General features: G+C 68.5%; 26 protein-coding genes. 4 read left to right on the top strand and 22 right to left on the bottom strand.

From position 1 onward, the window contains the following. Positions 1 to 79: 79 nt before the first annotated feature. From HMPREF2886_RS13785 to HMPREF2886_RS13775, 3 genes are read right to left on the bottom strand one after another with little or no spacing between them, the layout of a single operon-like run. Positions 80 to 1462 carry an aspartate aminotransferase family protein gene (locus HMPREF2886_RS13785; RefSeq protein WP_070747630.1) on the bottom strand — a complete coding sequence of 461 codons (1383 nt, stop codon included), beginning with the start codon at positions 1460 to 1462 and terminating at the stop codon, positions 80 to 82. Positions 1463 to 1492: 30 nt separating this feature from the next. After that, positions 1493 to 2926 (bottom strand): APC family permease, encoded by a 1434-nt coding sequence (locus HMPREF2886_RS13780; protein WP_033973611.1) that lies wholly within the window; start codon positions 2924 to 2926, stop codon positions 1493 to 1495. 57 nt (positions 2927 to 2983) lie between these two features. After that, positions 2984 to 4474 (bottom strand): aldehyde dehydrogenase, encoded by a 1491-nt coding sequence (locus HMPREF2886_RS13775; protein ID WP_070747627.1) that lies wholly within the window; start codon positions 4472 to 4474, stop codon positions 2984 to 2986. A 350-nt stretch (positions 4475 to 4824) separates the two neighbouring features. Here HMPREF2886_RS13775 and HMPREF2886_RS13770 point away from each other — a divergent pair, with 350 nt between their 5' ends. The 3 genes from HMPREF2886_RS13770 (at position 4825) to HMPREF2886_RS13760 (ending at position 7489) form a co-directional block, all read left to right on the top strand. Beyond that, positions 4825 to 5745 carry a LysR substrate-binding domain-containing protein gene (locus HMPREF2886_RS13770; protein ID WP_003084035.1) on the top strand — a complete coding sequence of 307 codons (921 nt, stop codon included), beginning with the start codon at positions 4825 to 4827 and terminating at the stop codon, positions 5743 to 5745. Positions 5746 to 5936: 191 nt separating this feature from the next. After that, on the top strand, positions 5937 to 6374 hold the full coding sequence (locus tag HMPREF2886_RS13765; protein ID WP_033973609.1) for a hypothetical protein: 438 nt from the start codon (positions 5937 to 5939) through the stop codon (positions 6372 to 6374). A 185-nt stretch (positions 6375 to 6559) separates the two neighbouring features. Continuing rightward, complete coding sequence (locus HMPREF2886_RS13760; protein WP_033973607.1) at positions 6560 to 7489, top strand: LysR family transcriptional regulator; 930 nt, start codon at positions 6560 to 6562, stop codon at positions 7487 to 7489. Between the two features lie 84 nt (positions 7490 to 7573). Here the strand turns inward: HMPREF2886_RS13760 and madM are convergent, their stop codons facing one another. The 10 genes from madM to HMPREF2886_RS13710 form a co-directional block, all read right to left on the bottom strand. Then, positions 7574 to 8338: a malonate transporter subunit MadM gene (gene madM / locus HMPREF2886_RS13755; RefSeq protein WP_003084016.1), complete on the bottom strand. Its 765-nt coding sequence runs from the start codon at positions 8336 to 8338 to the stop codon at positions 7574 to 7576. A 5-nt stretch (positions 8339 to 8343) separates the two neighbouring features. Next, positions 8344 to 8748: a malonate transporter subunit MadL gene (madL, locus tag HMPREF2886_RS13750; protein WP_033973606.1), complete on the bottom strand. Its 405-nt coding sequence runs from the start codon at positions 8746 to 8748 to the stop codon at positions 8344 to 8346. 56 nt (positions 8749 to 8804) lie between these two features. Next, on the bottom strand, positions 8805 to 9737 hold the full coding sequence (gene mdcH / locus HMPREF2886_RS13745) for a malonate decarboxylase subunit epsilon (RefSeq protein ID WP_070747624.1): 933 nt from the start codon (positions 9735 to 9737) through the stop codon (positions 8805 to 8807). Beyond that, positions 9734 to 10426, bottom strand: coding sequence for a malonate decarboxylase holo-ACP synthase (locus tag HMPREF2886_RS13740; protein ID WP_073649067.1), 693 nt, complete (start codon positions 10424 to 10426; stop codon positions 9734 to 9736). Before HMPREF2886_RS13740 ends, mdcH begins: the two co-directional genes overlap by 4 nt. Before the next feature lie 15 nt (positions 10427 to 10441). Beyond that, positions 10442 to 11248, bottom strand: coding sequence for a biotin-independent malonate decarboxylase subunit gamma (gene mdcE / locus HMPREF2886_RS13735; protein ID WP_070747621.1), 807 nt, complete (start codon positions 11246 to 11248; stop codon positions 10442 to 10444). Next, positions 11245 to 12108: a biotin-independent malonate decarboxylase subunit beta gene (locus HMPREF2886_RS13730; RefSeq protein WP_033976876.1), complete on the bottom strand. Its 864-nt coding sequence runs from the start codon at positions 12106 to 12108 to the stop codon at positions 11245 to 11247. Before HMPREF2886_RS13730 ends, mdcE begins: the two co-directional genes overlap by 4 nt. Continuing rightward, complete coding sequence (locus HMPREF2886_RS13725; protein ID WP_003084001.1) at positions 12101 to 12400, bottom strand: malonate decarboxylase subunit delta; 300 nt, start codon at positions 12398 to 12400, stop codon at positions 12101 to 12103. Before HMPREF2886_RS13725 ends, HMPREF2886_RS13730 begins: the two co-directional genes overlap by 8 nt. A 1-nt stretch (position 12401) precedes the next feature. Next, on the bottom strand, positions 12402 to 13283 hold the full coding sequence (locus tag HMPREF2886_RS13720; protein WP_070747619.1) for a triphosphoribosyl-dephospho-CoA synthase: 882 nt from the start codon (positions 13281 to 13283) through the stop codon (positions 12402 to 12404). Then, positions 13283 to 14947, bottom strand: a complete 1665-nt coding sequence (mdcA, locus tag HMPREF2886_RS13715; RefSeq protein WP_003111980.1) for a malonate decarboxylase subunit alpha — start codon at positions 14945 to 14947, stop codon at positions 13283 to 13285. The genes HMPREF2886_RS13720 and mdcA overlap by 1 nt, the downstream gene beginning before the upstream one ends. Before the next feature lie 110 nt (positions 14948 to 15057). After that, positions 15058 to 15639, bottom strand: coding sequence for an alpha/beta hydrolase (locus tag HMPREF2886_RS13710; RefSeq protein ID WP_003106176.1), 582 nt, complete (start codon positions 15637 to 15639; stop codon positions 15058 to 15060). Between the two features lie 214 nt (positions 15640 to 15853). Between HMPREF2886_RS13710 and HMPREF2886_RS13705 the strand changes: the two genes are divergently transcribed. Then, the gene (locus HMPREF2886_RS13705; RefSeq protein ID WP_070747616.1) at positions 15854 to 16066 is read left to right on the top strand and encodes a DUF3079 domain-containing protein; all 213 of its coding nucleotides are present in this window, start codon (positions 15854 to 15856) and stop codon (positions 16064 to 16066) included. Positions 16067 to 16207: 141 nt separating this feature from the next. Here HMPREF2886_RS13705 and HMPREF2886_RS13700 read toward each other — a convergent pair whose 3' ends face one another. From HMPREF2886_RS13700 to HMPREF2886_RS13660, 9 genes are all read right to left on the bottom strand, one after another. After that, positions 16208 to 16609 (bottom strand): ExbD/TolR family protein, encoded by a 402-nt coding sequence (locus HMPREF2886_RS13700; RefSeq protein ID WP_003106175.1) that lies wholly within the window; start codon positions 16607 to 16609, stop codon positions 16208 to 16210. Position 16610: 1 nt separating this feature from the next. Beyond that, the gene (locus HMPREF2886_RS13695; protein ID WP_003083979.1) at positions 16611 to 17330 is read right to left on the bottom strand and encodes a MotA/TolQ/ExbB proton channel family protein; all 720 of its coding nucleotides are present in this window, start codon (positions 17328 to 17330) and stop codon (positions 16611 to 16613) included. Between the two features lie 28 nt (positions 17331 to 17358). Then, positions 17359 to 18171 carry an energy transducer TonB gene (locus HMPREF2886_RS13690; protein ID WP_033976868.1) on the bottom strand — a complete coding sequence of 271 codons (813 nt, stop codon included), beginning with the start codon at positions 18169 to 18171 and terminating at the stop codon, positions 17359 to 17361. Between the two features lie 343 nt (positions 18172 to 18514). After that, entirely contained in the window at positions 18515 to 19951 is a 1437-nt protein-coding gene (locus tag HMPREF2886_RS13685) for an NAD(P)(+) transhydrogenase (Re/Si-specific) subunit beta (protein ID WP_033973588.1), read from the bottom strand. Next, positions 19951 to 20259: an NAD(P) transhydrogenase subunit alpha part 2 gene (locus HMPREF2886_RS13680; protein ID WP_003083974.1), complete on the bottom strand. Its 309-nt coding sequence runs from the start codon at positions 20257 to 20259 to the stop codon at positions 19951 to 19953. Before HMPREF2886_RS13680 ends, HMPREF2886_RS13685 begins: the two co-directional genes overlap by 1 nt. A gap of 75 nt (positions 20260 to 20334) precedes the next feature. Continuing rightward, positions 20335 to 21453, bottom strand: coding sequence for a Re/Si-specific NAD(P)(+) transhydrogenase subunit alpha (locus tag HMPREF2886_RS13675; protein ID WP_003083972.1), 1119 nt, complete (start codon positions 21451 to 21453; stop codon positions 20335 to 20337). Positions 21454 to 22099: 646 nt separating this feature from the next. After that, positions 22100 to 22999, bottom strand: coding sequence for a TauD/TfdA dioxygenase family protein (locus HMPREF2886_RS13670; RefSeq protein WP_033976866.1), 900 nt, complete (start codon positions 22997 to 22999; stop codon positions 22100 to 22102). 68 nt (positions 23000 to 23067) lie between these two features. Then, the gene (locus HMPREF2886_RS13665; protein WP_033973585.1) at positions 23068 to 23970 is read right to left on the bottom strand and encodes a TauD/TfdA dioxygenase family protein; all 903 of its coding nucleotides are present in this window, start codon (positions 23968 to 23970) and stop codon (positions 23068 to 23070) included. 40 nt (positions 23971 to 24010) lie between these two features. Beyond that, positions 24011 to 26383 (bottom strand): TonB-dependent receptor, encoded by a 2373-nt coding sequence (locus HMPREF2886_RS13660; RefSeq protein WP_070747613.1) that lies wholly within the window; start codon positions 26381 to 26383, stop codon positions 24011 to 24013. Positions 26384 to 26497: the final 114 nt, after the last annotated feature.

Below are 26497 nucleotides of genomic sequence, written 5' to 3'. Positions count from 1 at the left end.
CGCCAGGCGCCGCGTCGTCGTTATGGGGGGACGTTCCGTGTCGCAGGCGACCCGGCCGAAGCCGGGCCGCCGGGGCGCGTCAGAGCACGCCGATCTCGCGCGCGGTGCGATCCACCGCGATACGGGTCTTGTCGATCAGTTCATCGATCTCGGCACGCCCGGCCACCAGCGCCGGGGCCATGATCATGCGGCCGAGGGTGGAGCGGATGATCACGCCCTCCTCGAAGCCGATGGTGCGGCAGCGCCAGGCCAGGTCGTTCTCGTTGGCGAAGCGCTTGCGGGTCGCCTTGTCCTCGGCGAACTGCAGCGCGGCGACGAAGCCGGCGCCCTGGACCTCGCCGACCAGCGGATGGTCGCCGAAGACCTCGCGCAGGCAGCGTTGCAGGTAGGGTCCGGTCTCCTCCCTGACCCGCGTGACCACGCCCTCGTCGCGCAGCGCCTTGAGGTTGGCGATGGCCACCGCCGCCGCCACCGGGTGGCCGGAATAGGTCAGGCCGTGGGCGAACACCCCGCCCTGCTCCACCAGCACCTCGGCGATGCGCTTGCCGAGTACCAGGCCGCCCATGGGGATGTAGCCGGACGTCAGGCCCTTGGCGATGGACAGGGTGTCCGGCTGGAAGCCGAAGTGTTCGTGGGCGAACCATTCGCCGGTGCGGCCGAAGCCGCCTATCACTTCGTCGGCGCACAGCAGCACGTCGTACTGCCGGCAGATGCGCTGGATCTCCGGCCAGTAGCTTTGCGGCGGGGAGATCATGCCTCCGGCGCCCTGGAAGGGGTCGGCGACGAAGGCGGCGACGTTCTCCGCGCCCAGCTCGAGGATCTTCTCCTCCAGTTGCAGCGCCGCGCGGCGACCGAACTCGGTCGGGCTCAGCTCGCCGCCGTTGGCGTACCAGTAGGGTTCGTCGATGTGGGCGAAGTCCGGCAGCATGCCGCCCATCTCGTGCATGAACTTCATCCCGCCAAGAGCGGTGCTGCCCAGGGTCGAGCCGTGGTAGCCGTTCCAGCGGCCGATCATGATCTTCTTCTGCGGCTTGCCGAGGATCTGCCAGTAGCGCCGCACGGTACGGATCAGCACCTCGTTGGCCTCGGAGCCGGAGTTGGTGTAGATCGCGTGGCTGTAGTGGTCCGGCAGCAGGCTGAAGAGCATCTCGGAAAGCTCCACCACCGCCGGGTGGGTGGTGTGGAAGAACATGTTGTAGTACGGCAGTTGTTCCAGTTGGCGGCTGGCGGCGGCGGCGAGGTCCTGGCGGCCGTAGCCGAGGTTGGTGCACCAGAGGCCGGACATGCCGTCCAGGTAGCGCTTGCCGTCGTTGTCCCAGAGCTGCAGGCCATCGCCGCGGACCATCACCCGCGGGCCTTCGCGGTTCAGCGCCTTCTGGTCGAGGAAGGCGTGGATGTGGTGCGCGGCGTCCAGTTGCTGGTAGTCGCGGGTATCGCGCTGCGGGTTGAGCTGAGCGGTCATCGTCTGTGTTCTCCTTGTTCCCTTGGCGCGTCAGGCCGAAGGGGATTGCAGGGGATCGAGGGCGACGGACTTGCCCTGGGCAGTCTCACCGGCCGTCTCGAGCGGTTCGGGTACGAAGAGGGGCTTGCGCATCACGCCCTTGATCCACACCACCGCCACCAGCGAGACCACGCCCAGCACCACGCCGGCGCTGGCGAAGATCCGTCCGGTCATTTCCGGGGTCGGCGAGACATGGACCACCGCATAGATCATCCCGGCGATGCCGAACAGTTGCGGCAGCGGATAGAACGGCGTGCGGAACGGACGGGCGATGTGCGGATAGCGACGGCGCAGGGCCAGCACGTCGACGTGGGCGATGATGTAGGCCAGCAGCCAGGCCAGCGCGGCGGCGAGCAGCAGCAGGTTGATCGAGTCCGGGTCCTGGCCGAGGATCAGGATCGGCAGGCCGGTGATCGCGGCGACGAACAGCACCGCCACCCAGGGCGTGCGCGCCCGCCGGCTGAGCTGCTTGAATTGCGGGAAGGCCTGGCCGTTCTGCGCCATCCCGTAGAGCATCCGCGGGATCGCCGCCAGCGACGAGTTGAGGGTGCTGCAGGTGGCGGTGATCGCGGCGATCACCAGGAACAGCTGGCCGTACTCACCGAACACGCGGTTGGCGAAGAGGAAGTGCGGCAGCGGGTCGCCGGCCAGTTCCGCCTGCGGGATGCACAGCAGCGCACCGAAGCAGTAGAGGGCGATGGTCAGGAAGATGATGCTCAGGCCGAGGATCATCGAACGCGGGATGTTGCGCTCCGGACGCCGCGTCTCCTCCACCAGCGGGCAGACGAACTCGGCGCCGACGAAGCCCCACACGGCCATCGCGGTGAGCGCCAGGGCGCTTACCCCGAGCGGGTTCCAGCCGCTCGCCAGGGCGGTCTGCGCGGAAGCGTGCTCGCTGCTCACCGCACCCAGGCCGAGTACCAGCAGGACGATCATCATCAGCAGCGCCAGGGCGCTCTGCAGGCGCGCGAAGATGTCGATGCCGAGCAGGTTGAGCAGGGTGAACAGGCCGAGCACGCCGTAGGCCACCAGCATCGGCGGCAGCGCGCCGGGGTAGACCTTGCCGATGATCAGGTCGAGCAGCAGCAGTTCCGCCGAGAGGGCGAACATCGCCACCACCACGTAGCCGGAAAAGGTCGCCAGGATCGCCGGGAAATGCCCGATGGCCACCTCGGTGTAGCTGCTCAGGCTACCGGCGCGGGGAATCATCAGGGCCAGCTCGGAAAAGGAAAAGGCGTAACTCAGCGCCAGCAGGTAGGCCACTCCCAGCGGCACGATGAAGCCCAGGCCGGCCGTCCCGGCGCCTTGCAGCATCAGTACCATCACGCCCTGGGAAACCACCAGGCCGATGGCCACCGCCAGCAGCGGTCCCAGCCCGAGCACGCGGCGCAGGGCCGGCTCACGCAGGTTCGGCGTGTCGTTCATTCGATCGTCCTCTTGTTGTCGTTATCGGCATCGAGTCGTGTCGCGTCCGTCGCGTCTTCAGCGCAACTGGAACCAGGTCGTCTTCAACTGGGTGTACTTGTCGAAGGAATGCAGCGACAGGTCGCGACCGAAGCCGGACTGCTTGCCGCCGCCGAAAGGCACCGCGACGTCCAGCGCGTCCACGGTATTCACCGACACCGTTCCGGCATTCAAGCGCCGCGCCACCCGGTGCGCACGGTGCAGGTCGTCGCTCCACAGCGAGGCGGCGAGGCCGTAGCGGCTGTCGTTGGCCAGGCGGATGGCCTCGTCCTCGGAGTCGAAGGCGCTTATCGCCAGCACCGGACCGAAGATTTCCTCGCGGGCCAGTTGCATGTCCGGGCGTACGTCGCCGAACAGGGTCGGTTCGATGAAGTTGTCCGAACCGTTGATCGTCAACTGGCGGCCACCGCCGAGCAGGGTCGCGCCCTCGCCTTGCGCCCGCTCGATGGCGGCGAGGATCCCGGCGGTCTGCCGGCGGTTGACGATGGCGCCGGCGCGGCTGGCCGGATCCAGCGGATCGCCCGGCTGCCAGTCGCGGGCCTTGGCCAGCAGGCGCTCGACGAACTCGTCGTGGATCGAACGCTCCACCAGCAAGCGCGAGTTCGCCGAACAGACCTCGCCCTGGTTGAAGAAAATCCCGAAGGCGGCCTTCTCCGCCGCCAGGTCGAGATCGCGGCAATCGGCGAACACCAGGTTCGGACTCTTGCCGCCGCACTCCAGCCAGACCTGCTTGAGGTTGGATTGCGCGGAATACCGCATGAAGTACTTGCCGACCTCGGTGGAGCCGGTGAACACCAGTGCGTCCACCTCCGGGTGCAGGCCGAGGGCCTTGCCGGCCTGCTCGCCGAGGCCCGGCACCACGTTCAGCACGCCTTCCGGCACCCCCGCCTCCAGGGCCAGCTCGGCCAGGCGCAGGGCGGAGAACGGCGACTGCTCGGCCGGCTTGAGCACCACCGAGTTACCGGCGGCCAGGGCCGGGGCGAGCTTCCAGGCAGCCATGTCGAGCGGGAAGTTCCACGGCACCACCGCGCCAATCACCCCCAGCGGCACGCGGGTAATGGTGGCCAGGGCCTGCCGGGCGGTCGGCGCGACCTGGTCGTAGAGCTTGTCGAGGCTTTCCGCATACCAGGCGAAGACGTGGGCGGCGCCGGGCACGTCGATGTTCCAGGCGTCCATCACCGGCTTGCCCATGTTCAGCGAGTCGAGCAGCGCCAGCTCTTCGCGATGGGCCAGCATCAGCTCGGCCAGGCGCAGCAGCACGCGCTTGCGCTCGACCGGGGCGAGACGCGCCCAGGGGCCTTCGTCGAAGGCGCGGCGGGCGGCGGCCACTGCCGCATCGACGTCGGCCGCGTCGCAGGCCGCGACCCGCGCCAGCAGGCGATTGCTCGCCGGATCGATGGCGTCGAAGGTAGCGCCGCTGGCGGCCGGACGCTGGCGGCCGCCGATCAGGGCCTGGTCGATGAAGCGCTGTGTCGTGGCGCGCCGTTGCCAATCGCTGAGTTCGAACACCCCACCTTCTCCTTGTTATCTCGCCGGTCTGCGCCGGTCGTGGTTCTGCACGCATGGCCCGGACCGCCAGATGGCGGACCGCTGTCCATGGGGTCGATGGGGAAGGATGGTCGCGCAAGCCGCTGCGAAGGAAAATTATTAAAAATGTCCTCGGGACATAAGAAAAAGCTGGCCAGGCGTGCCCCGGCAAAGTGCGTCGTGCTGGGTTATCGTGCAGGCGGGCAATCGTCGTCGCGGCCAGCGCCGCGACGCTCGGCAGCGGCCTGCAACTTGCTTGCAGCGCGGCGAACACAACAATCGAGGCGCACACGCCCGGCCCGGGGAGGATGATGCGCCGATGAGGTCTTGCAGTGGCGTCCTATACCTTGCGGCAACTCAAGTATTTCGTGACCACCGTGGAATGCGGCAGCGTGGCCGAGGCCTCGCGCAAGCTGTACATCGCCCAGCCGTCGATCTCCACCGCGGTGAAGGGTCTGGAGGAAAGCTTCGGCGTGCAGCTGTTCATCCGCCACCACGCCCAGGGCGTGTCGCTGACCCCCGCCGGCGCGCGCTTCTACCGCAAGGCCCAGGAACTGCTGCGGATGGCCCACGAGTTCGAGCAGAACGCCCTGGCCGACAACGACGTGATCGCCGGGCAGATCGACATCGGCTGCTTCGAGACGGTCGCCCCGCTCTACCTGCCGGGCCTGATCGCCGGCTTTCGCCAGGCCTATCCGGGGGTGGAGATCCGCATCCGCGACGGCGAGCAGCAGGAACTGGTGCAAGGCCTCACCTCGGGGCGCTTCGACCTGGCCTTCCTCTACGAGCACGACCTCGACTCGACCATCGAGACCGAGCCGCTGATGCCGCCGCAACGACCCCACGCGCTGCTCCCCGAAGGGCATCGCTTCGCCGGGCAGGCGCAGGTGTCGCTGCGCGACCTGTGCCTGGAGCCGATGATCCTGCTCGACGTGCAGCCCAGCCGGACCTACTTCGTCAGCCTGTTCGAGGAACTCGGCCTGACGCCGAACATCGCCTTCAGCTCACCGTCCATCGAGATGGTGCGCGGCATGGTCGGCCAGGGCTTCGGCTTCTCCCTGCTGGTCACCCGCCCGCATTCGGAATGCACCTACGACGGCAAGAAAGTGGTCATGGTCGACCTCGCCGAGCCGGTGTCCACCTCCGGGCTCGCCGCCGCCTGGCTGAAACGCGCGCAACTGACCAAGCCGGCACGATTGTTCGTCGACTACTGCCGGGAGCAACTGGGCAAGCTCGCCGAGCGCCGGCACTGACCCTCATCTTTCCGACATTCAAAGAGGAATTTTCTTCCTGACAAAGACGAATCCGATGACTGTGGCAAAAAGCCTCCGTTGCTAGGGTGGCCGGCGCTCCGAATCGCCCCGGTTCGGTAGCCCGGCAATGCCCAAGGATCGATGGATATTCGGGCCTGCCGTCTCATTGATGAGTCATCCTGGAGAGTCAGATGAAGAAGTTCCTGTTGCCCGCCTTCCTGTTCGCCGCCGCCTCGCTGACCGGCTGCACCAGCTACAACATCAGCCAGCCCATCGCCCCGGTGGCCGGCGCGGTGAAGACCGACCTGAAGGCCGACGTCGCCGTAGGCGGGCCGATCAGCGGCGATTCCTCGGTCAACATCCTGTTCGGTTTCATCAAGTTCGGCGGCGACAACCAGTTCGCCGACGGCGTCACCTACGGTGCCGAAAGCGGTTCGGGCCTGAACCTCGGCGCCTTCGACCCGGTGTCCTCGGCCAAGGCCGCCGCCGCGTTCAAGGCGGTGAAGAGTTCCAACGCCGACCTGATCGTGGCGCCGCGCTACGAGGTCTCGGTGAACGACTACTTCGTATTCAAGAAGGTCGACGTCAAGGTCACCGGCAGCAAGGGCACCATCCAGTCGATCCGCTGATGGATCCCCCTGGCGGGCCCCGCGCCCGCCAGCCTACGTTGCATCCCGGTTAGTGCAAGTCCGCCCGTCCGGGGCGTTTTCCGGCCGTCATGCTCCGCCACGCACCAGGACATGACGGCTCTTTTTACCCCTCCCTCGCCGCCTCAGGCACAATCCCCCGGATGCCACCGGCCAGGGGAACGCGCATGCGGATCGACGAAGAAATCACCCTCAAGAAGCTGGAAACCTTCCTCGCCTTCATGCGCACCGGCAACCTGGCGCGCGCGGCGGCGGAACTGGGCACCAGCAACGTCAGCGTGCACCGCGCCATCCACTCGCTGGAAAGCGCCCTGCGCTGCCCGCTGTTCAAGCACGAGGGACGCAACCTGACCCCGCTGGAAAGCGCCTACGTGCTCGAGGAGCGCGCGCAGAAGCTGGTCCAGGAGGTACTCGACACGGTGCGCCTGACGCGCGAGGCGGCCGGCTTCTCCGCCGAGCGCTTCAAGCTCGGTGCGCTCTATTCGCTGACGGTGAAGACCGTGCCGCAACTGATCATGGGCCTCAAGCTGCGACGCAGCGCGCTGAACATCGACCTGATCCTCGGCTCCAACGTCGATCTGTTCTACCAGTTGAAGAACATGGAGCTGGACGCCATCCTGGTGTCGCTCAACGACAGCGTCAGCGATCCCGACTGCGAGCACCTGCCGCTGTTCTCCGATGACATCTTCCTCGCCGTGCCGGTGGACTCGCCCTACGCCAGGCTCGCCGAGATCGATCTCAGCACCCTGCGCGACACGCCCTTCGTCACGCTCACCCAGGGCTTCGCCACCCATCAGGACGGCACCCGGGTGTTCCAGCAGGCCGGCTTCGAACCGCAGATCGCCATGCAGGTGAACGACATCTTCACCCTCCTCAGCATGGTCAGCTCGGGGGTCGGCCATGCGCTGCTGCCCAAACGCATCGAGGCGGTCTACGAGAACCGCGTGCGGCTGATCCCGCTGCAACCGCGCTATCGCCTGCAGCAGCACATCGGCGTGGTGTTCCTCAAAGCCAAGGAGCGCGACCCGAACCTGCTGGCGTTGCTCGCGGAGTGCCGGATGTACAGCCTGCGCCTGGAGCAGGAGGCGGCGGGATAGCGGACGGAAGTCCACATTACCGCTGGCCCGCCGACCTCTCCCCAACCCTCGCCCTTCAGGGAGAGGGAGCCCGGACAAGCCCGCTCACCCAACCAGGCCGCGCACGCTGAAATACAGCAGCGACGGCCCCAGCAGGCAACCGATGGCGGTGTAGAACGCCGCGGTCAGGCAACCGTAGGGCACCAGCTTCGGGTCGGTGGCGGCGAGGCCGCCGGCGACGCCGCTGGAGGTGCCCATGAGACCGCCGAAGATCACCGCCGTACGTGGATTGTTCAGGCCGATGTAGGGCGCGACGAAAGGCGTCAGGACCATCACCAGGATCGCCTTCACCAGCCCGGCGGCGATGCTCAGCGCCATCACCTCGGAGCTGGCCCCCAGGGCGGCGCCGGTCACCGGTCCGACGATGTAGGTGACCGCGCCGGCGCCGATGGTGGTCAGGCTGACTGCGTCGGTATAGCCGAAGGCCATGGCCACCGCGACCCCGGCGACGAACGACGAACCGACCCCGAGGAACAGCGACACCACCCCGGAAACCCCTGCCCGACGCAGTTCCTCGACATTCACCCCGAAGGCCGTGGCGACGATGGCGAAGTCGCGCAGCATGGCGCCGCCCAGCAGGCCGATACCGGACATCAGGGGCACGTCCACCAATCCTTTCTGCCCGCCCGTGGCGACGCCGCCGACGTAGGACAGCACCAGGCCGAGGAAGATCGCGATCGCCGAACCGTGCAGGCGCCCGCGGGTGAGGCGCGCCGACAACCAGTAGGACACCGCCATGGTCACGCCGATGATGGCGAAGCCGCTGATCAGGCCGTAGCCATTGATGACTTTGTTCAGGGACTCGAACATGGCGCTCACCCCTGCACGCTGGTGCGCGGTTTCAACGGCGGGGCGCCTTCGGTTTTCTTCCGGCCGAAGCGGTCGAGCAGCGGGACCAGGGCGAAGGCCACGGCGACCGCGGCGATGCCGGCGAGGATCGCGGCCGGCCCACCGCTCAGCGCGCCGAGGACGTTCTGCTGGGCGGCCATGGCGACCACGATGGGAATGTAGACCGCGCTCCAGAACTCCACGCCCTGCTCGGTCTTCGCCGAGAGCAGGCCACGCTTGCCCAGGTAGCTGCCGACGAAGATCAGCAGCAGCATGGCGATGCCGACGCCACCGACGTTGGCCGGCACGCCGAGCAGCACGCCAAGGATCTCGCCGATGAACAGCCCGGCGAGGGTACACAGAGACAGCAGTGCGACACCGTAGATAATCATTATTGTTGTCCTCGGTTGCGGATCGATGTTGTTGTTTTTATGCCTCGAACGAACGCTTATCGGGTTCTCTTTTCCTCCTCGCGCAACAGCGCGTCCAGGGTATCCGCCCGGGAGCCTTCGAAGGCCGGCGTGGCGCAGCCGAACAGGGGCCGCGCCAGACCGCTGAGGACCCGTCCCGGCGGCAGCTCGAGATGCAGGCGGGCACCGCGCTCGTAGGCGCTGCGCAATGTCGCCAACCACTCGACGCGGCGCGCCATGTTGCCGGCGAGATCGTCGGCCAGCGCAGCCGGTTCGGCGACCAGGCGCGCCCGGCTGCTGCTCAGGTAGGGCACGCGCGGACGACGCAGGCGGATGCCGGCGAAGGCTTCGGCCAGGTGCGTGGCCGGTTCGTCGAGCAGCGCACAGTGCGAGGGTACGCTCACCGCCAGGCGCTTCGCCGCGCTGGCGCCCGCGGCACGGGCGCGTTCGGCGAGGGCGGCCAACGCCGCGTCGCTGCCGGCCACCACCAACTGCCGCTCGCCGTTGACGTTGGCCAGGTAGAGCGGCGGGTGCTCGCGCCGCACCGCCAGGATCAGCGCCTCCAGTTGCGCCTGGTCGAGACCGAGGATGGCGCTCATCCCGTAGCCCTCGGGCCAGGCGGCCTGCATCAGTTCGCCGCGCAGCGCCACCAGACGCAACGCGTCGTCGAAGTCCAGCGCTCCGGCCACCACCGCCGCCGGATAGGCACCGATGGACAGCCCGGCGACCAGTCCCGGCCGATGCCCGCGCGCCTCCAGCAGGCGGCTGGCGGCTACCCCGGCGATCAACAGGCACAACTGCACCGCGCGGGTTCCGCGCAAGGCCTCGGCGCTCTCCAGTTCGGCCGGCGCCTGGCCGAGACAGTCCGCCGCCTGCTCCAGGCAGGCGCGCACCGGCGGTTCGTCGGGCAAGGCCGCGAGCATGCCGGGACGTTGGGCGCCCTGGCCGGGATAGGCGAACAGCGCGCTCATGCCTCGACCTCCGCGACCCGCCAGGGGTCTTCCAGCAACAGCGGCGCCTCGCTGCCTTTCGCCAGCACCCGGGGCCGGCCCTCGGCCCATTCGCGCAGGGCCACGCCGCCCGCCGGGGTCTGCAGTTGCAGGTCGATCCGGCAGGGACACTGCTCGAAGCGTTGCAGCAGGCGCAGCGCGTCATCGCGCGGGAACGGGCGCGGGGTGCGCAGCAGCAGGTCGAGGTCGCTGTCCGGATGCAGCACGGCGACCCCGCTGGCCAGCTCGAAACCGGCGCCGCCGGTCACGCCCCAGGCCAGCCCCAGCACGTTCAGCGGCGCACGCACGTCGCGCAAGGCACGCCAGGCCGGCAGATCACGCTGCATCGCCGACTCGCGCTGGGCCAGCGCTTCCGGGCGCAAGCGCCGGGTGATTGCCGCCAACGGCATCCAGCCGGCCCAGCGCTGCTCCCGCGCCAGGCCGCGCACGCCGATGGCCACCCGTGCAGGATCTGCCGGCGCACGGCGCACCACCACCGGCCAGCCGGCCTTCAGGGCCGCGCGGACCCAGGCCGGAGCATTCTCCGGCAGATGCTCCGGCGCCATGCCCAGGAGCAGGTCGTGGGGCTCCGGCCCTGCCCTGCGGCGCATCGGATCAGGAGCGAGCCGTCGCCGGCTGGAGCCCCGCTGTGAGCTGTTCGCGATGACCACGGCTCGCTCCTGAATTCACCACTGCTCGCGCAGCAGCCGGCGCACCCGCGCCGACGCCTCGCGGTTGGCCGCGCCGAGGCGGCCGCCTAGGTCGCGCGGGCCGCCGAGGATATCGGCCAGGGCCTCGCCCAGGCAGGTGCGGACCCGCTCCAGGTCCGCCGTCGACGGCACCTCGACGGTCTCCACCGGGAGGGTCCTCCAGAGCAGGCCGAGCGACGCGTAGCTGTCGATGTCGTAGGCCATCGGCGGCACCTTCGCCGCCAACGCCTCCAGTTCCTCGACACTGCGCAGGGTGATCCGCGCGGCGGCGGCCTTGCCCATGGCGTGGACCATCACCCCCGGATCGTGCAAGGCGATCAGACGGTTGGCCTGGTAGCCGTGGGCGAGGAACGCGCCGGACATCGCCTTGCCCACCAGCAGGCCGATCAGCGGATGCCCGGCGAGCCGGGCGCGGGCGTAGGCATCCACCGCCCCGGCCAGCGCCTGGTGGATACCCAGGGCCTCCTCGCGGCGGCCGTAGGCCTGGCTCGGCACGTCGACGATGGCCAGCAGCGCGCGCTTGCGCGGCGCCTCGCGGTCGGCCTCCAGCGCCTCGTCGACGGCGGCAGCCAGGCCCCAGCCCTCGAGCAGCCCGACCTCGCCCTGGCGAGCGCGCAAGAATGGATTGTCGGGATCGGGCACGACGGCCAGGAAACGCACCGGGTAGCCGTCCAGCTCGGCATCGGCGACGCGCAACGAAGCAGGATCGCCGGGACGCGGCGCGTGGCCACCGGCCAGCGCCTGGAACCAGGCCAGGCCACGGGAAGCGAAAGGTTGGCTCATGTTGCATCTCCTTGGCCCAGCCCCTGGTACAACCGGCGCACGCCGGCGGCGTCCGGTTGCTCGGCGGTATCGAGGTCGCCCAGCCGCCGCAGGTAATCCTCGGCGCGGCGGCAGCGCGGCCGTGCCGGCAGGCCCTTGGCGAAATACGCGAGTACCGAGGTGCGTACCTCATCGAGGTCGTCGGCCAGGTAGGCGTCGGCGAGACCGCTGGCGAAGCGCTGCTCTCCGCCGGTGAGGCTCCAGATGAACGGCCGGTCGCGCGAGTCGTATTCAGCGATGCCGGCCTCCTGTTCGATCACCTGCGGACCGTTCAATCCGAGGCGCGCCTCGCGGGTCACCAGCACGTAGCTGCACAGCCCGGCGGCGATGGACATGCCGCCGAAGCAGCCGACCGGCCCGGCGATCACCGCCACCACCGGCTGGTAGCGCTGCAGATCGACGATGGCCGCCTGGATCTCGGCGATCGCCGCCAGTCCGAGGTTGGCTTCCTGCAGGCGCACGCCACCGGTTTCCAGCAACAGCAGGGCCCGGGTCGGAACGCCGTTGCGGTTGTCCTCGGCGGCCAGCTCCAGCGCGCCGGCGATCTTCGCTCCGCTGACTTCGCCAAGGCTGCCGCCCTGGAAGGCCCCTTCGATGGCGGCGAGCACCGCCGGCTGGCCGTCGAGCAGGCCACGAGCGACCACTACCCCATCGTCGGCCTGGGGCACGATGCCCTGTCGTTCCAGCCAGGGCGACTGCACGCTGGCGAAGGGATCGAGCAATTCGCGGAAGCTGCCCGCGTCGAGCAGGGCGCGGGCGCGCTGGCGCGCTCCCAGTTCGGTGAAGCTGCGCAGCGCCAGCAGGCGGGCGACGTCAGTCATGGCCAGCCTCCTCCAGTGCCTGCTCCAGGCGCAGGCGGACCACCCCGGGCGTGGCGCCGAAATCGTGGATGCGGATCGACGCGGCCGGCGCCGTGGACGCCGCGAAGACCCGCGCGAAGAGTTGTTGCCAGCGCGGGCCGCTGCCGTTCACCGAGGTCACCACCTGGATGCTCAGCGCGCCTCCGGCGGCCGGCTCGAGCAGCACCTCAAGGTCGCCGGAGCCGACGCAGCCGGCCAGGGCGCGACCGCGCGCCGGAGCGCCGGCGGGAAATTCGAAGGTCAGGGTTTCCATCTCAGAGACTCCCAGCCCACCCACCGGACACGGCGGGCAGGCGATCGAGGAAAAGACAGGCGGCCAGCAGGTCGGCGGCGCCGCCGGGCGAGGCGTTCAGCGCCAGCAGGCGGCGGTCCAGCTCGCACAGGCGGCGACGCCCGGCAAGACTGGCGCTGCCGCCGGCGGCGAGCACCGCGCGGGCGCCATCCTGCATCGCGGCGAGGCCGACGCGACCGGCGCGGTGCAGCACGCAGGTATCGTCGAGGACACTCATGATCGCCAGCAGCGCATCGAGCCTGGCGTTCTGCTCGCTAGCGCCGCCTTCGCGGCTACGCCATAGCTGCGGCAGGCCGTGGCACACTGCGCGGGGGAAGCCGAGACGCGCCTCCTCGCGGGCGCCGCCGACGCCGTAGCGCCGACGGACGCGCTCGCCGTGGCTGTCGCCGATGGCGGCCGCCGGATCGTCGAGCAGGGCGATGCGCCCTGCGCGCGCGGCCACTTCGCCGGCCTGCGTGCGGCGCGGTTCGAGAGCGGCGGCCGCGACCAGCAGGCCGAGCGCCCAGATCGCTCCGCGATGGGTGTTCACGCCTTCGGTGGTACGCAGCATTGCCGCCTCGCCGTCGCGCCCCAGTTGGCCAAGGATGCCGCGCAGGCACGCATCGATGCGCCCATGCCGCTGGGCAGCGTCGGCCATTTCCTTGAAACACGGCCACAGGCTCAGCGCCGAGGCCTGCATCAGGCCCAGGTGCAGGTCGGCATGTGCGCCATTGCCGCGACGATCCACCAGGGCCGGTTTGGGCGACAGTTCGGCTTCGTCGATGAGGGCGTCCACCGCCAGGTCGGCCAGGCATTCGCCGAGGTCGGCGCGCGGCGTCGCCGCGAGGTGCGCGATGGCGTTCATCACCAGCTCCTGAAACGCGCCGGCGGCTGGTACAGCCCGCCGGACCACTCGACCAGCTCGGCGATGCTCTTCGCCGCCAGCAGCTCGCGCGAGGCGTCGGTGCGGCGGATGCCGAGGTCCTCGGGCAGCGCGATCAGCCCTTCGCGGCGCATCCGCAGGGTCTCGCGCGGATCGTGGCGCAGGCCGATCGGACTGATCCCCGCCACCGCCGCGATCATCGCCTGGCGTTCCTCCAGCGAGCGCGCCTTGTACAGGTAGGCGATGCCTTCCTCGGTGAGCACATGAGTGACATCGTCGCCATAGATCATCACCGGCGCCAGCGGCATGCCGGTCTGGCGCGCTACCTCCAGCGCGTCGAGACGCTCGACGAAGGTCGGCTTGCCGCCGTCCTGGAAGGTCTCGACCATCTGCACCACCAGCTTCCGGCCGCGCTCCAGCAAGGCCTCGGGTTCGCCCCGCATGTCCAGCCAGGCCGGCGTCGAGTGGCGCCGGCCGCGCGGGTCGTGGCCCATGTTCGGGGCGCCACCGAAGCCGGCCAGGCGTCCGCGGGTGACGGTGGAGGAATGGCCGTCGCCGTCGACCTGGAGGGTAGCGCCGATGAACAGGTCGACGGCGTATTGTCCTGCCAGTTGGCAGAACATCCGATTGGAACGCAGCGAGCCGTCGCGACCGGTGAAGAACACGTCGGGACGCTGGGCGATGTAGCCCTCCATGCCCAGCTCGGTGCCGAAGCAGTGCACGCTCTCGACCCAGCCGCTCTCGATGGCGGGGATAAGGGTCGGGTGCGGGTTGAGGGTCCAGTGTCGGCAGATCTTGCCCTTCAGGCCGAGGGACTCGCCGTAGGTCGGCAGGATCAGTTCGATGGCCGCGGTGTTGAAGCCGATGCCGTGGTTCAGCGACTGCACGTTGTGCCGCTGGTAGATGCCGCGGATCGCCATCATCGCCATCAGTACGTGGACCGGCTTGATGTGGCGCGGGTCGCGGGTGAACAGCGGCTCGATGTAGAACGGCTGGTCGGCCTCGACCACGAAGTCCACCCAGGAGGCCGGGATATCCACTCGCGGCAGGTCGCGCGGGTCGTCGACGATACGGTTGACCTGGACGATGACGATGCCGTCGCTGAACGCGGTGGGCTCCACCAGCGCCGGGGTGTCTTCCGTGCTCGGCCCGGTGTACACGTTGCCTTCGCGGTCGGCGACGAAACCGGCGACCAGCGCCACGTTGGGGATCAGGTCGACCACCAGCCGCGCGTACAGCTCGATATAGGTGTGGATCGCGCCGATCTCCAGCAGGCCGTCTTCGAGCAACTGGCCGATGCGCAGGCTCTGCGGGCCGGAGAAGGAGAAGTCGAGCTTGCGCGCGATGCCCAGTTCGAACAGGTCGAGATGCTCCGGGCGGCCGACGCTGGGCATGATCATGTGCAGGTCGTGCAGCTTGCCGGGATCGACCCGGGCCAGCGAACGGGAGAGGAAATCCGCCTGCTTCTGGTTGTTGCCTTCCAGCACCACCCGATCGCCCGGCGCGATCAGCGCCTCCAGGGCGGCGACCAGGCGTTCGCGCGGCAGCACCGCGCCGTCGGCCAGGCCGCGCACGCGTTCGAGGCGCCGCTGCTTTTCCTGGCGGCGCCGCGACCACTGCGGCGGGGGAGAGATCGGTGTCGTCATGTCGGCTCCAGGTTTCACGCTGTCGTGAGGAGCCACGTTAGGCAGGCCGCCAGGCCTGTTCAATCAAGCCGGGCGACGAACCGTTACGCCAAGGTTAACGATCTGGAGGATCAGGCGCGGCGACGAGCCTGGCTGTCGATCAGGTACTGCAAGCGGAACAGGTGACGGTAGCCGGCCTCCCAGGCGCCGTGGCCGGACTTCACGTTGATGTGCCCGGCCTCGGGCAGGATCACCGTCTCCGCGCCCCAGGCGCGGGCCAGGTGCATGGCGCGCTGCGGGCTGCAGGCCTGGTCGTTGTCGGAACCCACCAGCACGCTGGGGAACGGCAACGGCTCGCGGCTGATCGGCGCGAAGTTGCGTAGCGCCTCGGCGCAGCTCTCGCGCTCGACGTCGGCCGGCGCCACCAGCAGGGCGCCGCGCACCTGGTCGCGCACCCGGCGCTCGGCCTGGGCCGCCCACAGCGCCACTGTCACGCAACCCAGGCTGTGCGCGATCAGCACCACCGGCCCGGGCTGGCGGCGGATCTCGGCGTCCAGCTCGGCGATCCAGTCGGCGCGCAGCGGGGTGATCCAGTCCTGTTGCTCGACCCGTGAGGCATTCGGCAGCGCGCGCTGCCAGTGGCTTTGCCAATGGGCGTCTTCCGAGCCGTACCAACCGGGCACCAACACATAACGGACGCGTTCGCTGTGCATGGAGATCCCTCCAGAAAAAATCATCACCAGGAAAGTGTATGGGAGTCTGCCCGTTTCTATAAGTAATAAAAAGAAATTTTCTTATTCTATATATTTCTATAAGACGATTCCGTTGATCCAGCGCAAGCCGACAGCAGTTTTCCGCCACCACGCCTGGGCTCCATCGCGTACCGGCGGTATACCTGAGCGCAGGCATCAGGTATCGGATACGACCATGGCCAAGAAATTTCCCCTCCATCCCAGCCACCCCGAGCGCATCTGCTGGGGTTGCGACCGCTATTGCCCGGCGGACTCCATGGGCTGCGGCAACGGCGCCAGCCGTACCCAGCACCCCAGCGAGCTGTTCGGCGAAGACTGGGCCGGCGAATGGGAGGCCGAGGAAACGGAGGAAGCCAAAGAGCGGGAGGCGCCGGCGCGGCAGCCCTGAGGGGCCGCCCCCTGGCGCCGGTGCAAGAGCATCGGGCCCCGCGCACCCTGCCTGGAATAAAAAAGACCGCTCTCCCCTGCCCGGATCGGAGCGGTCGAAACCGTTGCCCGCCCGGCCTGCGCCGGACGGCGTGCATTCGCTTCAGCGTGCGGTGATCACCGCCAGCCTGGTGATCCCGGCACGCTCGATGGAGGCCATGGCCTTCGCCACCTGACCGTAGTTCACCCCTTCGTCGGCCTGCAGCTGCACGCGGACCTCGGCGTCCTTCGCCTTGGCCGCGGCCAGGTTGCTCTCCAGCAGCTCCGGCTGGATCTCGTCCTTGTTGACGAACAGCTTGCCGGCGCCATCGATGCTCACCACCAGGGGGTCCTTCTGCTCCGGCGGGGCCACCGATTCGGTCTTCGGCAGGTTGATCGGGATCGAGTTGGTCAGCAGCGGCGCGGTGACGATGAACACCACCAGCAGCACCAGCATCACGTCGACCAGCGGGGTGACGTTGATTTCGGAAAGGACTTCGTCGCTGTCCTGGGTCGAGAAGGCCATGTCAGGACGCCTCCTTCACGTTGCGCGAGGGGTTGCCGGCCTGGCGCGCGGCGGAGGGATGGACGATGACGCGGAACGCGCTCTTCTGCGCCAGGCTGTAGAAGTCGTGGGCGAAGTCGTCGAGGTCGGCGGCGGTCAGCTTCAGGCGCCGCAGGAAGTAGTTGTAGACCAGCACCGCCGGCACCGCGACGGCGATTCCCACGCCGGTGGCGATCAGCGCGCTGCCGATCGGCCCGGCCACGGTCTCCAGGCTCGCCGAGCCGGCCGCGCTGATCCCCTTGAGCGCCTCCATGATGCCCCAGACGGTGCCGAACAGACCGATGAAGGGCGAGGTCGAGCCGATCGAGGCGAGCACCGCCAGGCCCGACTCCAGGGAACGCCGCTCGCGCTGGATCTGCTGGCGCAGGGCGCGTTCGAGACGGTCCTGGTGGTTGATCGACTGGGCCAGGTCGGGCTGGCCGTTGTCCTGCACCTGGATCGCGGCGAAGCCGGCCTGGGCCACGCGGGCGCCGGCGCCCTGCTTGTCCTGCGCCTGCTCGCCGGCGGAGTCGAGGCTGGTGGCGCTCCAGAACTGCTTCTGGAACTGGCGGTCCTGGCGCTTCTGCCGGGCGAACTGCACGCCCTTGACCAGGGCCAGGCCCCAGGTGACCACGGAAAAGCCGACCAGCAGCCAGATGACGGCGCCTTCGACGGATTCGAGCGGGGTGGTTAACAGACTCATGACGGATACTCCTCGTGACGCTGCAGATTCAGTTCAACTTGAAATCGATCGGTACGCTGACCCAGCCGTCCTCGGCCTTGTCGCCGCGCTTGGCGGGAACGAAGGACCAGCGCTTGACCGCTTTCACCGCGGCCTGGTCGAGGGCTTCGCGTCCGCTCGACTTCTGCACCTGGATCTCGCTCGGGCTGCCGCTGGCGAGGACATGCACTCGCAACAGCACCGTGCCCTCCCAGCCGCGGCGCATGGCCAGGGCGGGGTATTCCGGCGCCGGGTTGTGCAGGTAGCCGGCGTTCGCCGACGGCGGCGTCAGCGCTGCCGGGGCGGCGGCCGGAGCCGGCGGGGCGGGTTGCGCGGCGGGTTGCGGCGGCGCGGGCGGAGCCGGCTCGACGGCCTTCGGCGCCGGCTTGGGCCGGGGTTGCGGCTTGGGCTTGGGTTTCGGCTTTGGCACCGGCTTCGGCGGCGGTGGCTTCACCGCGTTCTCGTCGACCACCGGCGGTGGCGGTTCCTCGACCACCGGCGGCAGCGGCTCGGGCGGCGGCGGTTCCACCACCGGCGGTGCCGGGGCGGTGAACTCGATGGTCATCGGCGGCACCTGTGGCGGCACCTCGGGCAGCGCCGGGGTTCTCTGCTGGCTCAGCCAATGGATCACCGCTCCGTGCAGGGTCAAGGCGAACAGGACCAGCAGGATCGTCTCGCGCCGGCTGAGCACGCGACCCTGTGCCGGGCTGTGGCGAACCAGGTGCAACGCCTGGCGAACCGGCCGACCGAGCGCCACCAGGTCGCCGCCGGGCGTCTCGCGCCAGGGCTGCGTGCGGGCATCGACGGGCTGGGGTGTTGCCATGGAAAAGCTCCTTGCACTGACGAACTCGATGGCCGCTCAGGTCCGTGCTGGAGTCCTAGCGGCGCAGGGAGTTGCATGATTGGCAAGGAGGCTTAGCGCCTGAAGTAATTATTTTTGTTATGGAAATAACTTCTGGAGCTATGGGTTTCGCCCGTGTCGCCACAGGCCGCGTGGTTGGCGGGCTACAGCGATCCGACGAAAAACCCATGCCTTGCGGGCATGAAAAATATTCCTGAAAGGCTGGTGTTTTCGCCGTCGGAAGCGGCGGAGTACGCCGCGCGGGCAACCCGCGAAAACGAAAAACCCCGGCCTCGGCCGGGGTTCTGGTGGACTCAGCGGGGAATCACTCCACCGCCTTGACCATGTCTTCGATGACCTTCTTGGCGTCGCCGAACACCATCATGGTCTTGTCCAGGTAGAACAGCTCGTTGTCCAGGCCGGCGTAGCCGCTGGCCATGGAGCGCTTGTTGACGATCACGGTCTTGGCCTTGTAGGCCTCGAGGATCGGCATGCCGGCGATGGGCGACTTCGGATCGTTCTTCGCCGCCGGGTTGACCACGTCGTTGGCACCGAGCACCAGGACCACGTCGGTCTGGCCAAACTCGGAGTTGATGTCCTCCATCTCGAACACCTGCTCGTAGGGCACCTCGGCCTCGGCCAGCAGCACGTTCATGTGCCCCGGCATGCGCCCGGCGACCGGGTGGATGGCGAACTTCACGGTGACCCCGCGGTGGGTCAGCTTCTCCGCCAGTTCCATCAGCGCGTGCTGGGCGCGGGCCACCGCCAGGCCGTAGCCGGGGACGATGATCACGCTGTCGGCGTTGGTCAGCAGGAACGAGGCATCGTCGGCCGAACCGGACTTCACCGGACGCTGCTCCTTGGAGCCCGCCGGGCCGCCGGCGTCGGCTTCGGCGCCGAAGCCGCCGAGGATGACGTTGAAGAACGAGCGGTTCATCGCCTTGCACATGATGTAGGAGAGGATCGCGCCCGAGGAGCCGACCAGCGAGCCGGCGATGATCAGCATCGAGTTGTTCAGCGAGAAGCCGATCCCCGCCGCGGCCCAGCCGGAATAGGAATTGAGCATCGACACCACCACCGGCATGTCGGCGCCGCCGATGGGGATGATGATCAGCACGCCGAGGACGAAAGCCAGCGCCAGCATCACGGCGAAGGCGGTGAGGTTGCCGGTGAACATGAACGCCAGGCCCAGGCCGAGGGTCGCCAGGCCGAGCACCAGGTTCAGCAGGTGCTGCCCGGAGAACTGCACCGGGGTGCCCTGGAACAGGCGGAACTTGTACTTGCCGGAGAGCTTGCCGAAGGCGATCACCGAACCGGAGAAGGTGATGGCGCCGATGGCCGCGCCGAGGAACAGCTCCAGGCGGTTGCCGGTGGGAATGGTGTCGCCCAGGTGCGCGACGATCCCCAGCGACTGCGGCTCGACCACCGCGGCGATGGCGATGAACACCGCGGCCAGGCCGATCATGCTGTGCATGAAGGCGACCAGCTCGGGCATCTTGGTCATCTCGACGCGCTTGGCCATGATCGAGCCGGCGGTGCCGCCGACCAACAGGCCGACGACGATGTAGCCGACGCCGGTGGTGGCGATCTCCGCGCCCAGCTTGAACACCAGGCCGACGGTGGTGGCCACGGCGATGGCCATGCCGACCATGCCGAAGAGGTTGCCGCGGCGCGAGGTGGTCGGGTGCGACAGGCCTTTCAGGGCCTGGATGAAGCAGACCGAGGCGATGAGGTACAGGAGAGTGACCAGGTTCATGCTCATCAGTGGCCCCCCGCCTTCGGCGCTTTCTTCTTGAACATTTCCAGCATGCGCCGGGTGACCAGGAAGCCACCGAACACATTGACCGCGGCCAGGGCCACGGCGAGGGTGCCCATGGCCTTGCCCAGCGGGGTCACGGTCAGGGCGGCGGCGAGCATGGCGCCGACGATGACGATCGCGGAAATCGCGTTGGTCACCGCCATCAGCGGGGTGTGCAAGGCAGGGGTGACGTTCCATACCACGTGGTAGCCGACATACACGGCCAGCACGAAGATGATCAGGTTGTAGATCCCGTCAGAAATGATATCCATCGTTTTCACCGGTCTTCAGGGCGCAGGCGCGAGGCGTGCGCATTTATCGTTATCGAAGCTTCCCGACGCAGCGGCTCAGCCGTTCTTGCGCACCGCCTGGCCGTCGCGGCACATCAGGCAGGCGGCGACGATGTCGTCCTCTAGGTTCACGCTGAAGCCTTCGGCGTTCAGGGTGAGCTTGAGGAAGTCGAGGATGTTGCGCGCGTATAGCGCCGAGGCGTCCGCCGGTACCAGCGCGGCCAGGTTGCTGTGGCCGACGATGGTCACGCCGTGCCGGACCACGACCTGGTCGGCCTCAGTCAGCGGGCAGTTGCCGCCCTGGGCGGCGGCCAGGTCAATGACCACCGAGCCCGGCTTCATCTCCGCCACGGTCGCCTCGTGCAGCAGCGTCGGCGCCTTGCGGCCGGGGATCAGCGCGGTGGTGATGACGATGTCCGACTGCTTGGCGCGCTCGTGCACGGCCTTGGCCTGGCGCTCCATCCACGAGGCCGGCATCGGCCGCGCGTAGCCGCCGACGCCTTCGGCGCACTCGCGCTCTTCGTCGGTCTCGTAGGGCACGTCGACGAACTTGGCGCCGAGCGACTCGATCTGCTCCTTCACCGCCGGACGCACGTCGGAAGCCTCGATCACCGCGCCCAGGCGCTTGGCCGTGGCGATCGCCTGCAGGCCGGCGACGCCGGCGCCGAGGATCAGCACGCGGGCGGCCTTCACGGTGCCGGCGGCGGTCATCAGCATCGGCATGAAGCGCGGGTAGTGGTTGGCGGCGAGCATCACCGCCTTGTAGCCGGCGATGTTGGCCTGCGAGGAGAGCACGTCCAGGCTCTGCGCCCGCGAGGTACGCGGCGCGGCCTCGAGGGCGAAGGCGGTGATGCCGCGCTCGGCCATGCGGGCGATGTTCTCGTTGTCGAAGGGGTTGAGCATGCCGACCAGCACGGCGCCGCTTTTCATCTGGGCCAGCTCGGCGGCGCTGGGCGCGACCACCTTCAGCACCAGGTCGGCGCCGAAGGCCTCGGCGGCGCTGCCGATCGTCGCGCCGGCGGCTTCATAGGCACTGTCCGGCTGGCTGGCGTTGACGCCGGCGCCGCTCTGGACGATCACCTGGTGGCCTTGGCCGATCAGCTTCTTGACGGTTTCCGGGGTGGCGGAAACCCGCGTCTCACCGGCATGGGTCTCGAGGGGGACACCGATCTGCACTCACGAATCTCCTGCGTGATTGTCGAGTAGTCCGGGGCACTGCGGATGGCGCACCGGCTGCGGAGGTCTAGCTCACATACCGCGATTCGCGAACGAACCTTGGCGCGGCATTGTGCAATCGAGCCGAAAAGCCTTCAACAAGTTCTGAAGGCATACGACAGAGAAACTACAAGTCATAAACCGACCAACAATTCCCGCCCATCGCCGCCGGGCTCGTCCTGACTGGCGTGCAGCCTATCCGGGGAAGCCCGCGCGAGAATATGACATCCCTGCCGTGAATGACCGGCTATCAGGTCAAGCCGCTACGGCTTCGACGGGAAAATATCCTGCCAGCGCCGCGGAATGCCGGGGTAATTAATGTTTTTAATACGCTGTATCAGCAATCCCTGATGTCTGGCCAAAGTAGCAAAGCAAAACTTTGACTACAAAGTCAGGATCGCCTTTCCATGGGCGCTGCAGGCCAGCTCGTTAGACCAAAGGCGAATTGCCCTACGGGCAGGATAGACGCGGAGAAATGGCAGAACTGCGACAGCATGTCGCAGTTCTGCTAGCTATTCGCCGGATCGGAAGGGGCTCGCCAGAGCGGCGCGCAGCGACCGGCGCCGGTTGGCAACGGAGGAGCCGGCGCACGCTGGGGGATGCCGGCTCAGAACGGACGGCTGCCCGCCAGGCTGATGCGCTTCAGGCGCCGCCGCTCGCTGGCCGGGAAGGCGTTGCGCGCATGCAGCACGGCCTGGTTGTCCCACCAGACGATGTCGCCCACCGACCAGGCGTGGCTGTAGCTCAGTTCCGGGCGCGCCAGATGTTCGCGCAGGCGACCGATCAGCGCCTGGCCCCGCGCGGGGTCGTAGCCGGGAATCTCCACCTCGGTGTGGGCGCTGAGGAACAGTACGCGCCGGCCGCTTTCGGGGTGGGTGCGTACCAGCGGGTGCTCGCTGCCCTGGATCGGTTCGATGTCCGGCGTGCGGTAGGTGGCGAAACCGCCGCCGTAGCCACCCTCGCGCAGGCGGATGAAGGGGTTGTAGTTGATCAGGCGCAGGCCATCGATTTCGCGCCGGGTCGCCTCGTCGAGGCTCTCGTAGGCGCGCGCCAGGTTGGTGAAGCGCGTCTCGCCGCCACTGGACGGCACCTCCAGCGCGTAGAGGAACGAGCCGGAGGACGGCACCGGCGTCCATTGGTGGTCGATGTGTGCCGGCAGGGCGAAGTTGCCCAGTTCGCCGTCGCCGGTGTTGGCCACCTTGACGATGTCCGGCACCTTGCCGTCGCCGCCCGAGGACAGTACCGGGATGTCCGCCGGCGGCTGGAACACCGAGCCGAACAGGGTGGCGAAGCGCAAGTACTGCTCATCGTCGAGGTGCTGCTGGCGGAACACCAGGATGTGGTGCTCGCGCAGCGCCTGCTTGAGCGCCAGGACCTGCTCCGGCGCCAGCGGACGACGCGCGTCGAGGCCACGGACCTGGGCGCCCAGCGGCGCCTCCAGGGGAGTGATGCGAAATACCTCGGCGACCTCGGGTTCGGGTTGCCGGGCGGTGGCGGATTGGCTCATGTAAGGGGTCCTCGGGGGGTTCGTTCTGCCTGTGGTCGCCCTCCCCGGCGAGGAGAGGGCCGGGTCCGTCATGCCTTCCGGATCGTCCGGCTGCGTTGCCCGTCGATGCCGACCGGCACGTCGCCGCCGAGGGTCACCCGGCGCACCACGCGCGGCTGGTTGCCGTAGTCGTCGATCGCGTAGTGCTGGGTCGCGCGGTTGTCCCAGATCGCCACGTCGCCGGCCTGCCAGCGCCAGCGCACGGTGTTCTCCAGCCGCGTGACGTGCCCCTGCAGCACCGCGAAGAGGTGCGCCGAGTCATGCTGCGAAAGACCCTTCAGGCGTTTCACGAAGTGGCCGAGGAGCAGCGTCCGCTCGCCGCTTTGCGGATGCACGCGGACCACCGGGTGCTCGGTCTCGTAGACGGTCGAGGTGAATACCTTGCGGTAGTTCTCCAGTTGCTCCACCGAGGCGCTGGGCTTGACCCCGGCGTAGTCGTACTCGTTGCTGTGCACCGCCCAGAGCCGGTCGGCCAGCTCGCGCAGCTCCGCCGGCAGGTCGGCGTAGGCGCTCGCCGTGTTGGCCCAGACGGTATCGCCGCCGGACTCCGGGGCCACCACGCTGCGCAGGATCGAGGCCTTCGGGTAGGCCTCGACGAAGGTCACGTCGGTATGCCAGGAATTGGCCCGGCGGCCTTCGGCGCCATCCAGCTCGAGGAGGAAGCGGGTGCCTTCGCGGGACGGCACGGTGGGGTGGGCGACCGGTTCGCCGAGCAAGTGGGCGAAGGCCTCCTGGGTCTGGTCGTCGAGCTGGCTCTGGCCCCGGAAGAAGATCACCTTGTGGCGTACCAGGGCGGCCTGGATCGCCTCGACGGTGGCGGCGTCCAGTTCGCCGGACAGGGTCACGCCGCGAATCTCCGCGCCGATCCGTCCGGCGACCGGCTGGATGTCGAGCCGTACCGGCGTGGCGAGGGCTTGTGCTGCATTGCTCATGTCATGTTCCTCATGCGTGGGGTACTGCGTGGGTGAAGGCTCAGAAGTCGTAGCGCAGCGATACGCCGAGCGTGCGCGGCTGCCCCACCGATGCGGTGTAGGAGCCGTTGATGCTGGCGAAGGCGCTCAGGTAGTAGTCCTTGTCGAAGGCGTTCTTCAGCCATACCGAGGTGTCCAGTTGGCCGTCGCCGAGATCGCTGCGCAGACCGGCGGCGAGGTTCACCAGGGCGTAGCCGTCGATCTTCGAAAGGTCGGAGTTGTCCAGCGTGCCCTCGGCGGCGGAGCGGTAGGCGTAGCTGGCGCTGACGTAGGGTTGGAAGCGGTCGTCGAGGCGCCACTGGTATTCGCCATTGAGATTGGCGATCCATTTCGAGGCGCCGACCACGCGCTGCCCGGTGAGGTCGCAACTGCTCGGCGCGCCGGGCCGGGTGCTGACTTCCGCAGGGCACGGGGCATCCTTGAACGACAGGTAGGTGACGTCGTTGTAGGAGCCGTTGAAGTTCAGGGTCAGGCCGCGCAACGGCAGCGCGGTGGCCTCGAACTCCAGGCCACGCGAGCGCACGCTGCCGGCGTTGGCCAGCACCTGCACCAACTGGGTCGAGCCCGGCGCCTGGTACAGGGTGGTGGCCTGGTAGCCGTGGATGCCGGTCCAGAACAGATTGGCGTTGAGCAGCAGGCGCCGGTCGAAGAGTGTGCTCTTCAGGCCCAGCTCGGCGTCGTTGGCGCGCTCCGGCCCGACCAGCAGCGAATCGGCGCCCGCACTCGGCGCGCTGCCCACCGCCAGGTTGACCCCGCCGGACTTCTCGCCGTGGGACAGGCTGGCGTAGCAGAACAGGTCGTCGCTGAACTGGTAGCTGAGGCTGAGCAACGCCGAAGGGGCGAAGTTGTACTGGCTGAGATCACCGGAATCGTAGGCGCCGAGCTGGCCGTTGCGCACCGCCGCGCCGACCCCGCCGACCGCCGCGCCGCCCAGCGGAGCGAAGCGCTCGACCTTGGCGTTCTTCTCCTCGTAGGTACCGCGCAGGCCGGCGGTGAAGTCCAGGCGTTCGCTGAGGTGCCAGGTGCCCTGGGCGAACAGCGCGAAGCTGTCGGTCTCGATCTTGCCGTTGGCCTTCGAGTAGGTGTCGTTCAGCGCGCCGAGATTGGCACCGAGCAGGTACAGGTCGGCCAGCGGTCCGTAGGAGGTGAAGGTCTTGTTGCCGAGGTTCTGCCTGAACGCGTAGGCGCCCACCACGTAGTCGAAGGCACCGCCGGTGGGCGAGGCCAGGCGGATCTCCTGGGAGAACTGCCGGTCGTGCACTTCCACCCCGGTGTCGTTGATCGCCGAGACGTTCAGTTGCTCGTCGTTGGCCGGGGTGAAGTGCCAGTAGCGGTAGGCGCTGATGGAGGTCAGGCGGTAGCCGCCGGCGAGGTTCCAGTTGGCCTCCAGCGAGCTGCCGCCCTGGTGCACGCTGACGTGCTGGCGGCCGTTGATGTTGACCTTCCTGCGCTGCGGATCGCGCAACGGCGAGGCGCCGACCAGCGCGGCACGCTGCCAGAAGCGCTCGGCGGCGCCGTAGACCACCATGCTGCCGTTGCTCGAATCCTCCTCGTTGTAGTCGGCGATCCAGCGCAGGCTGAAGTCCTCGTTCGGCTCGAACAGCAATTGCCCGCGCGCGCCCTGGCGCTCGCCGCCGTTGAGATAGTTGTCGTCGTGGATGTTCTTGATGTAGCCGTCGTCGCGGGTGCGATAGACCGAGAGGCGTCCGGCGAGGGTTTCGCCGAGCGGCCCGGAAACCGTGCCGCGGCCCTGGAAGTAGCCGTCCTGCCCGCCGGAGACCTCGACGGTGCGCTCGGCAGTGAAGGTCGGCGCGCGGGTGCTGATGTTCAACACCCCGGCGGTGGTGTTCTTGCCGAACAGGGTGCCCTGCGGACCGCGCAGCAGCTCCAGTTGCTCGATGTCCAGCAGGTCGAACACGGCCATTCCCGGACGCCCCAGGTAGACGTTGTCGAGGTAGATCCCGGCGCTGCCTTCCAGGCCGTCGCTGGCGGGGTTGTTGCCGATGCCGCGCACGGCGACGCTCGACTGCCGCGCATGGATGTAGGCGACATTGACGCTGGGCAGCACCTGCTGCAGGTCCTGCACCCGGGAGATGCGCTGGGCTTCGAGAGTCTCGCCGCCGAGCACGGTGATCGGCGTCGGTACCTTCTGCGAATCCTCCTCGCGGCGACGCGCGGTGACGGTGACCTTGCCCAGGGCCGTATCGGCCTTGGCTGGGACGCTGCTGGCCAGCGGCGGCGCTTCCTCGGCGGGCGCGGGAGCATCGGCTGCACTGGCCGGCAACGCACCGCCGAGGGCGAGCAGCAAGGCCAGGGCGTAGTCGGAGCCGCCGGGCGGCGTTCGGCGGAGCGGCAGGCGGTAGGGGTGCTTCATCGTGAATGTCCTCGGTTCCGGCGCAGCCGGACGCAGGCAGCAGGCGGCCAGCCGCGCAAGGCAGCGATCTGGCGAAAGGTTCGAAGGGGACCGGCGGACGGCTCAGCCCCGGGC

It is taken from the genome of Pseudomonas sp. HMSC066A08 (genome assembly GCF_001813025.1).
Taxonomy (GTDB): domain Bacteria; phylum Pseudomonadota; class Gammaproteobacteria; order Pseudomonadales; family Pseudomonadaceae; genus Pseudomonas; species Pseudomonas aeruginosa.
This window is presented reverse-complemented; position numbering and strand designations above follow the sequence as displayed.

Bases quoted from the DNA above. Each gene is read 5' to 3' on its own strand.
- HMPREF2886_RS13785 (WP_070747630.1), bottom strand. From the start codon at position 1,462: ATGACCGCTCAGCTCAACCCGCAGCGCGATACCCGCGACTACCAGCAA.
- HMPREF2886_RS13780 (WP_033973611.1), bottom strand. From the start codon at position 2,926: ATGAACGACACGCCGAACCTGCGTGAGCCGGCCCTGCGCCGCGTGCTC.
- HMPREF2886_RS13765 (WP_033973609.1), top strand. From the start codon at position 5,937: ATGAAGAAGTTCCTGTTGCCCGCCTTCCTGTTCGCCGCCGCCTCGCTG.
- HMPREF2886_RS13760 (WP_033973607.1), top strand. From the start codon at position 6,560: ATGCGGATCGACGAAGAAATCACCCTCAAGAAGCTGGAAACCTTCCTC.
- madM (WP_003084016.1), bottom strand. From the start codon at position 8,338: ATGTTCGAGTCCCTGAACAAAGTCATCAATGGCTACGGCCTGATCAGC.
- madL (WP_033973606.1), bottom strand. From the start codon at position 8,748: ATGATTATCTACGGTGTCGCACTGCTGTCTCTGTGTACCCTCGCCGGG.
- mdcH (WP_070747624.1), bottom strand. From the start codon at position 9,737: ATGAGCGCGCTGTTCGCCTATCCCGGCCAGGGCGCCCAACGTCCCGGC.
- mdcE (WP_070747621.1), bottom strand. From the start codon at position 11,248: ATGAGCCAACCTTTCGCTTCCCGTGGCCTGGCCTGGTTCCAGGCGCTG.
- HMPREF2886_RS13730 (WP_033976876.1), bottom strand. From the start codon at position 12,108: ATGACTGACGTCGCCCGCCTGCTGGCGCTGCGCAGCTTCACCGAACTG.
- HMPREF2886_RS13725 (WP_003084001.1), bottom strand. From the start codon at position 12,400: ATGGAAACCCTGACCTTCGAATTTCCCGCCGGCGCTCCGGCGCGCGGT.
- HMPREF2886_RS13720 (WP_070747619.1), bottom strand. From the start codon at position 13,283: ATGAACGCCATCGCGCACCTCGCGGCGACGCCGCGCGCCGACCTCGGC.
- mdcA (WP_003111980.1), bottom strand. From the start codon at position 14,947: ATGACGACACCGATCTCTCCCCCGCCGCAGTGGTCGCGGCGCCGCCAG.
- HMPREF2886_RS13710 (WP_003106176.1), bottom strand. From the start codon at position 15,639: ATGCACAGCGAACGCGTCCGTTATGTGTTGGTGCCCGGTTGGTACGGC.
- HMPREF2886_RS13705 (WP_070747616.1), top strand. From the start codon at position 15,854: ATGGCCAAGAAATTTCCCCTCCATCCCAGCCACCCCGAGCGCATCTGC.
- HMPREF2886_RS13700 (WP_003106175.1), bottom strand. From the start codon at position 16,609: ATGGCCTTCTCGACCCAGGACAGCGACGAAGTCCTTTCCGAAATCAAC.
- HMPREF2886_RS13695 (WP_003083979.1), bottom strand. From the start codon at position 17,330: ATGAGTCTGTTAACCACCCCGCTCGAATCCGTCGAAGGCGCCGTCATC.
- HMPREF2886_RS13690 (WP_033976868.1), bottom strand. From the start codon at position 18,171: ATGGCAACACCCCAGCCCGTCGATGCCCGCACGCAGCCCTGGCGCGAG.
- HMPREF2886_RS13685 (WP_033973588.1), bottom strand. From the start codon at position 19,951: ATGAGCATGAACCTGGTCACTCTCCTGTACCTCATCGCCTCGGTCTGC.
- HMPREF2886_RS13680 (WP_003083974.1), bottom strand. From the start codon at position 20,259: ATGGATATCATTTCTGACGGGATCTACAACCTGATCATCTTCGTGCTG.
- HMPREF2886_RS13670 (WP_033976866.1), bottom strand. From the start codon at position 22,999: ATGAGCCAATCCGCCACCGCCCGGCAACCCGAACCCGAGGTCGCCGAG.
- HMPREF2886_RS13665 (WP_033973585.1), bottom strand. From the start codon at position 23,970: ATGAGCAATGCAGCACAAGCCCTCGCCACGCCGGTACGGCTCGACATC.
- HMPREF2886_RS13660 (WP_070747613.1), bottom strand. From the start codon at position 26,383: ATGAAGCACCCCTACCGCCTGCCGCTCCGCCGAACGCCGCCCGGCGGC.